Annotated in this window: 10 protein-coding genes; 1 reads left to right on the forward strand and 9 read right to left on the reverse strand. The window is 59.6% G+C overall.

All coding sequences use genetic code 11. The annotated features are described in order from the left end of the window. Positions 1-11: 11 nt before the first annotated feature. The 9 genes from pdxJ to rpoE form a co-directional block, all read right to left on the reverse strand. Positions 12-833 (reverse strand): pyridoxine 5'-phosphate synthase, encoded by an 822-nt coding sequence (gene pdxJ, locus L1075_RS00080; protein ID WP_246939043.1) that lies wholly within the window; start codon positions 831-833, stop codon positions 12-14. Between the two features lie 48 nt (positions 834-881). Then, on the reverse strand, positions 882-1,586 hold the full coding sequence (recO, locus tag L1075_RS00085) for a DNA repair protein RecO (RefSeq protein ID WP_178998215.1): 705 nt from the start codon (positions 1,584-1,586) through the stop codon (positions 882-884). A gap of 30 nt (positions 1,587-1,616) precedes the next feature. Then, positions 1,617-2,516, reverse strand: a complete 900-nt coding sequence (gene era, locus L1075_RS00090) for a GTPase Era (RefSeq protein ID WP_075370416.1) — start codon at positions 2,514-2,516, stop codon at positions 1,617-1,619. Next, positions 2,513-3,205 carry a ribonuclease III gene (rnc, locus tag L1075_RS00095; protein WP_075370415.1) on the reverse strand — a complete coding sequence of 231 codons (693 nt, stop codon included), beginning with the start codon at positions 3,203-3,205 and terminating at the stop codon, positions 2,513-2,515. Before rnc ends, era begins: the two co-directional genes overlap by 4 nt. A gap of 81 nt (positions 3,206-3,286) precedes the next feature. After that, on the reverse strand, positions 3,287-4,090 hold the full coding sequence (gene lepB, locus L1075_RS00100) for a signal peptidase I (RefSeq protein WP_075370414.1): 804 nt from the start codon (positions 4,088-4,090) through the stop codon (positions 3,287-3,289). A gap of 11 nt (positions 4,091-4,101) precedes the next feature. Next, entirely contained in the window at positions 4,102-5,922 is a 1,821-nt protein-coding gene (gene lepA, locus L1075_RS00105; protein ID WP_246939045.1) for a translation elongation factor 4, read from the reverse strand. Between the two features lie 195 nt (positions 5,923-6,117). Continuing rightward, the gene (locus tag L1075_RS00110; RefSeq protein WP_246894626.1) at positions 6,118-7,551 is read right to left on the reverse strand and encodes a DegQ family serine endoprotease; all 1,434 of its coding nucleotides are present in this window, start codon (positions 7,549-7,551) and stop codon (positions 6,118-6,120) included. Between the two features lie 343 nt (positions 7,552-7,894). Continuing rightward, a complete protein-coding gene (locus L1075_RS00115) occupies positions 7,895-8,671 on the reverse strand; it encodes a sigma-E factor negative regulatory protein (protein ID WP_246894627.1) in 777 nt (258 codons plus the stop codon). A 221-nt stretch (positions 8,672-8,892) separates the two neighbouring features. Continuing rightward, positions 8,893-9,498 carry an RNA polymerase sigma factor RpoE gene (gene rpoE / locus L1075_RS00120; RefSeq protein WP_075370410.1) on the reverse strand — a complete coding sequence of 202 codons (606 nt, stop codon included), beginning with the start codon at positions 9,496-9,498 and terminating at the stop codon, positions 8,893-8,895. A gap of 387 nt (positions 9,499-9,885) precedes the next feature. Here rpoE and L1075_RS00125 point away from each other — a divergent pair, with 387 nt between their 5' ends. Beyond that, complete coding sequence (locus tag L1075_RS00125) at positions 9,886-10,965, forward strand: 3-deoxy-7-phosphoheptulonate synthase (RefSeq protein WP_075370409.1); 1,080 nt, start codon at positions 9,886-9,888, stop codon at positions 10,963-10,965. Positions 10,966-10,989 lie beyond the last annotated feature (24 nt).

The following is a 10,989-nucleotide window of genomic DNA, read 5'->3' on the forward strand; positions in this document are numbered from 1 at the left end:
GCAACGCAGGATCAATCGCCGCAACACTCGCCGTTATCGTCATGATCGTGGTCGTGGTCATGACCGTGTTCGTGGGCATCGAGCTGCGCCATGACCCCGGCTTCCTGCCCGGCAATCGCGAGACGCTTCATGTCCGCCACGGCCTCTTTGAGGCCCACGAACAACGCCCGCGCGATTATGGCATGTCCGATGTTCAGCTCGTGGATACCGGGAATCGCAGCAATCGCCTCGACGTTGTGGTAATGCAGGCCGTGGCCGGCATTGACCGTCAGCCCCAGCTCGAACGCCATCTCAGCCGCCGCCACCAGGCGCTGGTACTCGATACGCTGTGCTTCACCGCTGGCCTCGGCATACGCTCCGGTATGCAGCTCGACGGTCGGCGCGCCCAGCTCGAACGCGGCCTGGATCTGGGCCGGCTCGGGGTCGATGAACAGCGAGACTTCGCTGCCCGTTGCGGCTAGCCGGCGGCAAGCCTCACCCACACGCTCGCAAGCGCCCACGACATCGAGCCCGCCTTCAGTGGTGAGTTCTTCGCGCTGCTCGGGCACCAGGCAGACGTTGGCGGGACGCAACGCCTCGGCGAAGGCGATCATCTCGTCGGTCACGGCCATTTCCAGGTTCATGCGCGTGGCCAGCGTTTCGGCCAGCACACGCACGTCGCGTTCCTGGATATGACGGCGGTCCTCGCGCAGATGCAGGGTGATGCCATCGGCGCCGGCTTCTTCGGCCAGCATGGCCGCCTGCACGGGGTCGGGATAGCGTGTCCCACGGGCCTGGCGCAGCGTGGCGATATGGTCGATGTTGACGCCCAATAGGATGCGTGGCGGATGCATGGCGATGTCCTTTCGATAAGAAGTTGAAATAATAAGATGAAATGATCGTTAGGAGGTGCGTCGACGCTCGGCCAGTCGCCGCATCAATTCTCGTGAACGCAGGGGGCGTTCACCCAACAAGGGCGCCAATGCCGCACGCGTGACATGCTTGGCAACGCCGGCCAGACCCGGTGCTTCCCAGTCGCCCCGTGCCAACCACTTGAGACTACGACCGTCGATGCCGCCCTGTCCGGGCGCTATGGCGCGAAAACAATGACGCTCGGCGTGATACAGATAATGCGTGTAGGCGTCCAGCGGAGCATCGTGCTCATCGACGAAACGGGGCGCCATGTCGAGACTCTCCAGCAGGGTGATTTCCAGGCGTCTCAACGCGCCCGCTCGCTTGGCCGGCGATGGCAAGGCCTCGAGCGTCAGCGCGTAAAGCGAGAATACCTCGCCCACTGGATACTCCAGCGGCAATACCCGCGCCATGAGTTCGTTGGCGTAAAATCCGCACAGCAACCCTTCGCCGGCCAGCAAGGCCGTACTGCCCTGGCTTTCAAGCAGTCGCAAGCGCTTGAGTTCGCCATTGCCGCTCCAGGTGACGTGCAGGGGGGAATACGGCTGCAGAATACCGCGCGCCTTGCTGCCACCGCGTTGTACGCCTTGAGCAACGGCACGCACACGCCCCTGAGTAAGCGTCAGCAACTCGACGATGGCGCTGGTCTCACGGTAGGGACGTTTGTGCAATAAAAAGGCCGGTTCAGGCGTCATCGCGGCATCCATGCGCCTTGGCAAGCGCCATCAGTCGAGATCGTAACCCAAGCTTTTCAGGGCGCGATCGTCGTCGGACCACCCTCGCTTGACCTTCACCCACAGGTTGAGCATGACCTTGGCATCGAAGGCACGCTCCATCTCCAGACGCGCTTCGCGGCCGATGTTCTTGATACGCTCCCCTTGGTCGCCGATCAGAATCTTCTTCTGACCCTGGCGCTCGACCAGAATCAAGGCGCTGATATGCAGCGTCTTGCCGTCGTCCTTGAACTCTTCGATTTCGACGGTCATCTGATACGGCAGTTCGTCGCCTAGCTGGCGCATGACTTTCTCACGCACCAACTCGGCGGCCAGGAAGCGCTGACTCTTGTTGGTGATCTGGTCTTCCGAGAAGTAATGCACGCTTTCCGGCAAGCGTTGGGCGACTTCGGCTTCAAGCTCAGGCACGTTAGTGCCGTTCTTGGCCGAAAGCGGGACCACGGCCGCGAACTCGCGCTTCTTGCTCACGCTATCCAGCCAAGGCAGCAGACTGCTCTTGTCCTCGAGCCAATCGACCTTGTTGACGGCCAGAATCACCGGGGCCGGCACGTTGCTGAGCTTCTCGAGCACTACGTCGTCTTCCTCGGTCCACTTGGTGCGGTCGACGATGAAGATCACGCAGTCGATATCGCGCAGGGCGTGCGTAGCAGCTTGATTCATGAAGCGGTTGATCGCCTTGTTGCGATCCCGCGACTGAATGTGCATGCCGGGGGTATCGACATAGATGAACTGGGTGTCTTCCTCGGTCTTGATGCCCATCACCTGATGGCGCGTCGTTTGCGGACGACGCGAGGTGATGGAGATTTTCTGCCCGAGAATTCGGTTCATCAGCGTCGACTTACCGACATTGGGGCGGCCAACGATGGCCACGAAACCACAGTGTTGCGTCATGCGTGCCTGCTCTGGGAAGGTTCGAGTATTTCCAGCGCCTTTTCGGCGGCTTGCTGTTCGGCGTGGCGGCGACTGGACCCAACGCCTAGCGTATGATCCTCGAGCATCTCGACATGACACTCGATGGTAAAGACCTGCGCGTGCGCTTCGCCTTCGACCGAGACCACGTCATAGCGTGGCAACGCCGACTGCCGCGACTGCAAGAATTCCTGCAGTCGCGTCTTGGGATCTTTCTGATTGTCCTGTAGGTCGAGCGCTTCCAGACGCGTCGCGTACCACGACAGCACCCGCGCCTTGGCGACGTCCATGCCCGCATCGAGATAGATGGCGCCGATCAGCGCTTCCACGCCATCGGCGAGGATCGAATCGCGCCGGTAACCGCCGCTTTTCATCTCGCCGGAGCCGAGTCGCAGGCATTCGCCCAGCTCGAACTCGCGCGCCAGTTCGGCCAGGGTCTGCCCTTTCACCAGGCGCGCGCGCAAACGCGACAACTGGCCTTCTCGGGCTTGAGGGAAGCGCTGGAAAAGCGCTTCACCGATCACGAAGTTGACGATCGAGTCACCCAAAAATTCCAGGCGCTCGTTATTCTTGCCCCCATAGCTACGATGGGTCACCGCCAACTCAAGCCGCGCGGCATCGCGAAACTGGTAACCAATTCGTTTACTGAGGGCGTACAAAGGGCTACTCACGACACTGCCTTTTTCATCTGTTCTGGGTGAAGCGGCGGAGAGCGTTGCTCTCCCCCAGTATGAGTCATACAAGAGTATGGTTCATTCGATGACTCTGACACTAGAGAAACTCGGCAAGCCGCTATCCCAGTGCATCCACACCGCGAACGCCTTGCCCACGATATTCTCTTCCGGTACGAAGCCCCAGTAGCGGCTATCGTTGGAATGATCGCGGTTGTCGCCCATCATGAAGTATTGGCCTTCCGGCACCACGACTTCACGCATTTGCGGACCGGGATCGTCGGGATTGTTATATATGGCGTGCGACACGCCACCCAACTGCTCTTCGAGCTGTTGCTCACCGGGCGCTGCCTTGATCTCGTCATCCGTCACCGATTTGCCGACCGGCTCATCGTTGACGTAAAGCTGCTTGTCTTCATAACGAATGCGGTCCCCCGGCAAGCCGATGACACGCTTGATGAAGTCGACCGAGGGGTCGTCCGGGAAGCGAAATACCATGACATCGCCGCGCTCAGGCTCGCCGAAATCGACGACCTTGGTGTTGATGACGGGTAACCGCAGCCCGTAGGTGAACTTGTTGACCAAGATGAAGTCTCCGACCTTGAGTGTCGGACGCATCGAGCCGGAGGGAATCTGAAATGGCTCGACCACGAAACTCCGCAGCACTAGCACGATCAGCAACACTGGGAAGAATGAACGCGCATAATCCACCGCCCAGGGTTCTTTGCTCAACTTGTTCCGCGTGGCGGTATCCAGCCCACCGTCTACTTGCGATTCGGCCTTTTCCAGGCGAGCGCGGCGGGCGCGCCGCCACCATACGATATCAACCAGCCAGACAACGCCGGTGATGGCCACCGCCAACACCAGCAACAACGAAAAATCCATGGCTCTGATTCCTAATCATTCATCTTGAGGACAGCAAGGAAGGCATCCTGGGGAATTTCGACTTTACCCACCTGCTTCATGCGCTTTTTGCCTGCCTTTTGCTTTTCGAGCAATTTCCGCTTGCGGGTCACATCGCCCCCGTAACACTTGGCGGTCACGTTCTTGCGCAACGCCTTGACGGTCGAGCGCGATACGACCTGGCCGCCCAACGTCGCCTGGATGGCAACATCGAACATTTGTCGCGGGATCAGCTCTTTCATCTTTTCCACTAGCGCACGACCACGCGGATGGGCATGATCGCGGTGCACGATGGTAGCGAGCGCATCGACGCGGTCACCGTTGATCAATACGTCGAGACGCACGAGATTGGCGGCTTCGAAACGCTCGAAGTTGTATTCGAGCGACGCATAGCCCTTGGAGATCGACTTCAGACGATCGAAGAAGTCCATCACCACTTCGCTCATCGGCAATTCGTAGGTGAGCTGAATCTGACTGCCCAGGAACAGCATGTCGAGCTGTGTCCCGCGACGCTGCTCGCACTCGGTAATGACATTGCCGACGTATTCCTGCGGCACCAAAATGCTGGCACGTACGATAGGCTCGCGCATCTCTTCGATGTCGGCCATGTCCGGCAATTTGGACGGATTGGATACGTAACGTATCTCACCGTCCTTCATGACCAACTCGTAGATGACCGTCGGCGCCGTGGTCAAAAGGTCCAGGTCGTACTCACGCTCGAGACGTTCCTGGATGATCTCCATGTGCAAGGTGCCGAGGAAGCCGACGCGGAAACCGAAGCCCAATGCATCGGAGTTCTCCGGCTCGTAATCCAGCGACGCATCGTTGAGAGCCAGCTTCTCCAGCGCATCGCGGAAGTCTTCGTAATCGTCGGAGCTGACCGGAAACATGCCCGCATAGACCTGGGGCTTGACCTTCTGGAACCCGGGCAGGCGCGCGACGTCATCGCCGCCCTTGGCATGCACGATGGTGTCGCCCACCGGCGCGCCGTGAATGTCCTTGATACCCGCCACGACGAAACCGACTTCACCGGCACGCAGAACACCGGTTTGCTTGCGCTTGGGCGTGAAGATACCGACTTCACTGACCTCCCAGGCCCGCTCGGTGGACTTCATGCGGATCTTGTCACCCTTCTTGATCGTGCCGTCGAAGAGGCGCACCAGGGAAATCACGCCCAGGTAATTGTCGAACCACGAGTCGACGATCAACGCCTGCAACGGCGCCTCGGGATCGCCCTTGGGTGGCGGCACATCACGCACTAGACGCTCGAGCAAGGCTTCCATGCCCAGGCCACTCTTCGCGGAGACCTGACAGGCATCGGAAGCATCGATGCCGATGATCTCCTCTACCTCATGGGCAACGCGATCGGGGTCGGCCTGAGGCAGGTCGATCTTGTTGAGGACCGGCAAGACTTCGAGCCCTTGCTCCACCGCCGTGTAGCAATTGGCCACCGATTGCGCTTCGACGCCTTGCGCCGCATCGACCACCAACAACGCGCCCTCGCAGGCATAAAGCGAGCGCGACACTTCGTAGGAAAAGTCGACGTGGCCCGGCGTATCGATGAAGTTGAGCTGATAGACCTGACCATCCTCGGCCTTGTAGTCCAGCGTCACGGACTGAGCCTTGATGGTGATGCCTCGCTCACGCTCGAGATCCATGGAGTCGAGCACCTGCTCCTTCGTCTCGCGCTCGGTCAAGCCACCGCAGATCTGGATGATGCGGTCGGAAAGCGTCGACTTGCCGTGGTCGATGTGGGCAATGATGGAAAAATTGCGAATGAGTGGAAGCGTTGCGTTATTTTCGTCGCGGCTCATCAAGTCCTACCTGAGTCAGAAACACGATCCGGCCAAGCAATACCGCGAGGCAAGCGTACGCGGACCGACGGGCATTCAATTGAAAGGCATTGTACCGGCAAGCACCCTCCATGGACAGCGAGGGCGCGTGATCGACATGACGAGGCCCCGGCGGAGCGGGGCCTCGATTCCTAGCGTCGGCACGCCGACCCGGCGTCATTCATCGGCAGACTGCAGCCGCAGCGCCACGAACAGCGAACGCCCCTCGCGAACGATACGCACCGGGATGGCACGGTCGGTCGGCGCGTTCTCCACCGCCTCGATCAAGGCATCGGTGTCCTCGATGGCGGTGCTATCGAAGCTGACGATGACGTCACCGCGCGCGATCCCGGCGGCGGCCGCGGCACCGCGTGGATCGAGCTGACGCACCACGACGCCGTTGTCAACGTCGAGTTGACTGCGCATCTGATCGTCAAGGTCACTGACCGCGACACCCAGGCGCGATTGGCTATCGTTTTCAGACTGCTGTTGGCTGGAAGCCATTTTGCCCTCTTTCGGCCAATTGCCTACGGTGACTTCGATCTTCTGAGGCTCGCCATCACGCAGGATGCTCAGCGTTACTTCATCGCCTGGCGACACACGCCCCACCAAACGCGGCAAGGTGGAGGAATCTTCGACTTCGTCGTCGTCGACCGAGAGCACCACATCGCCGGCCTTGAGCCCAGCCTCACTGGCAGGGCTGTCGTCGGTGACATCGGCAATCAATGCACCCCGCGTATCGTCCAGGCCAAAGGATTCCGCCAAATCGTTCGACACGGGCTGGATCACTACCCCGAGCCACCCACGGCTAACGTGGCCGGAGTCTTTCAACTGATCGGCGATATCCATCGCCACGTTGATCGGAATGGCGAAGGACACGCCCATGAATCCACCGCTACGGGTATAGATTTGGGAGTTGATACCCACGACTTCGCCATCGAGATTGAACAAGGGGCCGCCGGAATTGCCGGGGTTGATCGCCACGTCGGTCTGGATGAAAGGGACGTAAGCGTCGCTCGGCAAGGTGCGGTTGATAGCACTGACAATGCCCGACGTCACCGAGTGATCGAATCCGAAGGGCGAGCCGATGGCAGCGACCCATTCACCAACCTGCAGGTCGTCGGAATCCCCCATGTCGAGTGTCGGCAAATCGTCGGCATCGACCTTGAGTACGGCGACATCGGTTTTCTTGTCGGCCCCCACCAGAGTGGCCTCGAGCTCGCGGCGATCGTTGAGTCGCACCACGATTTCGTCGGCTCCGTCCACCACATGGGCGTTGGTCATGATGTAACCGTCATGACTGATTACGAACCCCGAACCCAATGAATGGCGCTCTTGACTACCCTGACCGGGTGCCCCCGGCGTCATGGGCGGCATCTGATCGCCGAAGAAGTGGCGAAAGATGTCGGGGACGCCCTGCTCACCGAACGGCGAGCCCTGCATGGCCCGTGTATCGACCGTACTGGTAGTGGAAATGTTGACGACGCCCGGCGCAGCGTCTTCGACCAATTGAGTGAAGTCCGGCAATTCTCGCGCCTGAGCGAACTGCGCAGCGCATAGCGCAACGAACGCCAATAACAGTGGGGTGACATAACGAGAGAGACGTTGCATAAAAGACTCCTGATAAAAAGCGTGAACTCGTTAACCAAAACGAGGAGTCACATTGACGAGGTGCCGGTTCGCATTACCGGCTTACCATGGGACGGTGGCTAAGAAATCTAGCACCGCCAACTCCATTGATACACTAACGGGACAAGAGTTCACTGAACAACGTAATTAGTTCAACGCCACTAGCTCAATGCGCGGCCCAGTTGCCTGGCAACCGTGCCTAGCCCCTGCCACCCAGTGCATCGGCAAAGCGCAAAACGACAAAAGGCGCGCCCCTGACAACAGGTGACGCGCCTTGGCACGGATTCGACGGTGTCGTCACACGGGGGCGACAGACGCCATGGAATTAACGCTGACTCGACACCTCGGCACCCGAGCCATTGGCTGTGCGAGAAGACGACATCCACGCCTCGTCCGAACCACCGGCCTGCTGCTGATTCAGGTACGCCTGCAGCAGGCGTGCCTGTTCATGGTCGCTGCGTGTCGCCTGACGCGGAGAGTCGGAAAAGAGCGACGCGTCCATGCTGGCTTCCATGGCACCGCTAGGGCTCGAAGGCGCGAGGCTGGGAAATACTGGGTTCGCGCCGGGCGACGACGTCAAGAACCCGGTGCCGTCACCACCGAAGCTCGCTAGCCTGGCGCCGATACCGTTCCCCGAAGGTGCGCTCTGCAATGATGCAGGCTGCACACTGGCACCACCCTCGGCGGAGGGCGTCTCGACGGAAGAGGCGTTACCGCTGGCGAATTCGGCACCATCACCGCTGGCACCGCTTGGTGAATTGGCGTTATACACCTGGACGCCGGTGATGACCATCAGCGACACCGCAGCCGCAATGGCGGCACTTCCCGCAAAGGAAAACGGCACCGCGCGACGCGTGCCGGGTGTCGTCGCTTCCTGCAGCCCAGGTTCATCGGCAAGGCGTGCCATTATGCCAGCGGAAAGATCCGCGCTGACATCCACACCACGATCACGCTGCATCATGCTGCGCGCCAAGTGATAACGTCGCCAAGTTTCGGCGTCTTCTGGCGCGTCTTGCAACGACCTCATGACACGACGTATCTCAAGTTCGTCGCCCTCATTATCCATCAGCGCGGACAAGGACTCTCGCACGTTCTGATTCATACCTACACCCTCACATTCGAGAAGACGAATGCCCATCGTCTACTGGGCGCTACGCAGCGGTTCACGTGTGGCAACACCTTTTCTTGATATCTTGCACGAGCGTCCTGCCCACCTGACGCGGTAGCGTCCACTCATTCCACTGGTACTCGTTGAGACGTCAAAGTCGCCGGACAGTTCAATTTTGCATGCGATGAGCGACACTTTTTTATCACCCGATTCGATCACTCGACCGTGGCATCGGCCTGACGCGGCGCGTTGAGCATCGGCTCGATGGCTTTGTCCACCGCCTCACGCGCCCTGAAGATACGCGAACGTACCGTACCCACCGGGCACTGCATGATATTGGCGATGTCTTCATAGGCGAGCCCGTCCATCTCGCGCAAGGTGATTGCGGTCCGTAGATCTTCCGGCAGGTTCTCGATAGCCTCGAACACCACTGCTTCGAGCTGATCGCGCTGCATGGCAGCTTCCGGGGTTTCAATATCGGAAAGGCGACCGCTATGGTCGAGTACCTCGGCATCCGCGATATCCATGTCACTGCCCGGCGGTCGGCGACCGCGAGAAACCAGATGATTCTTGGCGGTGTTGATGGCGATGCGATACATCCACGTATAAAAGGCACTATCGGAGCGAAACTTGCTCAAGGCGCGGTACGCCTTGATGAAGGCTTCTTGAGCGACATCCTGCACTTCGGCGGGATCATGCACATAACGCCCAATCAAGCCGAGAATCTTGTGCTGGTACTTTTTGACCAGAAGATCGAAAGCTCGGGTGTCTCCCTTTTGGGCACGCTCGACGAGCTGGTGGTCGGTTTCCCTAGTGCCCATTCATTTCTCCCCCATGCCGGAGGCACTATAAAGCGAAGCGCCGACAACGGCGCCAGCGCAGGAAGATTGTATCTGCTGTGTGGTCATCATGTTCCAGTCGAGCCCGCGGGGCGCTGAATAATCAAGGTAATAGACGAAATTGGGCGAAGACCTAGGGTCATGTGGCCGATCCACTTGCTTAACTTAAGTAGTGCCTAGTGTTCCTTTTTCTGCCCGCCCCATCAAGACGATAAAGCGGCGGATGCGCTGATGGCATCCGAGCATTGACCGCCATCATGGCGAGAAGTTCGGCCATGACATTGATTTTCCCAGCGCCGACAAGCGATAGTAACGCTTCTTCGCAAGCGAAACCGATGCCCTTCGCGACACATATCTACAGGTAGCGGAATGTCAGAACAGCAGGTCAATAACATTAACGTCCTTTCACAGGACGTACTGGTCACACCCGAAGCGCTCAAGCGTGAAATCCCCCTTTCCGAGGAGGCCGAGCGCACGGTACTCGAAGGACGCCGAACCGTTCAACGGATTCTCGACGGCGACGACCCACGTCTCGTCGTCGTCATCGGCCCCTGCTCGATCCACGATGTGGACGCGGCACGCGATTATGCCCGCCGCCTACGTCAGTTGGCCGACGAGGTGAGCGATAGCCTGTACGTGGTCATGCGCGTGTATTTCGAGAAACCGCGCACCACCGTCGGCTGGAAGGGGCTGATCAACGACCCGCACCTCGACGACACCTTCGACATCCAGGAAGGGCTGCGAACCGCCCGGCGCCTTCTGGTAGAGCTCACCGAAATGGGTCTGCCATTGGCAACCGAGGCGCTCGATCCCATCTCGCCACAGTATTTGCAGGATTGCATCAGTTGGTCGGCCATCGGGGCACGCACCACGGAGTCCCAGACACACCGCGAGATGGCGTCCGGCCTCTCGTCTCCGGTAGGTTTCAAGAACGGTACCGACGGCAGTCTCGACGTCGCAGTCAACGCGCTCAAGTCCGTTGCCCACCCGCACAATTTCCTGGGTATCGACCAGGGCGGACAGGTCGCCGTCATTCGTACGCGCGGCAATCCCTACGGCCATATCGTGCTGCGCGGCGGCAATGGCAAGCCCAATTACGACAGCGTCAGCGTTACCCTCGCCGACAAGGAACTGCGCAAGGCGGGCGTGATACCTAACATCATGGTCGACTGCTCGCACGCCAATTCCAATAAGGATCCGTCCTTGCAGCCCTTGGTGATGGATAACATCGCCAACCAGATCCTCGAGGGCAATACCTCGATCATGGGGCTGATGGTCGAGTCGCATATCGGCTGGGGCAACCAGAAGATCCCGGAAGATCGCTCGCAACTGCAGTACGGCGTTTCGATCACCGACGCTTGCATTGACTGGCCAACCACCGAAACGGCCATGCACGAGATGAACGAGAAGTTGAAGCCGGTGCTGGCACAGCGCCAGCGCGGCGAGTAAAGCTCTCTCCCCGACCCCGCTTTA

Origin of the sequence: Chromohalobacter beijerinckii (assembly GCF_023061185.1) — a bacterium.
In the GTDB taxonomy this organism is placed as follows: Bacteria; Pseudomonadota; Gammaproteobacteria; order Pseudomonadales; family Halomonadaceae; genus Chromohalobacter; species Chromohalobacter beijerinckii.

Excerpts from the sequence above, each read along its gene's own strand:
- lepA (WP_246939045.1), bottom strand. The coding sequence starts at position 5,922 with ATGAGCCGCGACGAAAATAACGCAACGCTTCCACTCATTCGCAATTTT.
- pdxJ (WP_246939043.1), bottom strand. The coding sequence starts at position 833 with ATGCATCCGCCACGCATCCTATTGGGCGTCAACATCGACCATATCGCC.
- L1075_RS00115 (WP_246894627.1), bottom strand. The coding sequence starts at position 8,671 with ATGAATCAGAACGTGCGAGAGTCCTTGTCCGCGCTGATGGATAATGAG.
- L1075_RS00110 (WP_246894626.1), bottom strand. The coding sequence starts at position 7,551 with ATGCAACGTCTCTCTCGTTATGTCACCCCACTGTTATTGGCGTTCGTT.
- era (WP_075370416.1), bottom strand. The coding sequence starts at position 2,516 with ATGACGCAACACTGTGGTTTCGTGGCCATCGTTGGCCGCCCCAATGTC.
- recO (WP_178998215.1), bottom strand. The coding sequence starts at position 1,586 with ATGACGCCTGAACCGGCCTTTTTATTGCACAAACGTCCCTACCGTGAG.
- lepB (WP_075370414.1), bottom strand. The coding sequence starts at position 4,090 with ATGGATTTTTCGTTGTTGCTGGTGTTGGCGGTGGCCATCACCGGCGTT.
- L1075_RS00125 (WP_075370409.1), top strand. The coding sequence starts at position 9,886 with ATGTCAGAACAGCAGGTCAATAACATTAACGTCCTTTCACAGGACGTA.
- rpoE (WP_075370410.1), bottom strand. The coding sequence starts at position 9,498 with ATGGGCACTAGGGAAACCGACCACCAGCTCGTCGAGCGTGCCCAAAAG.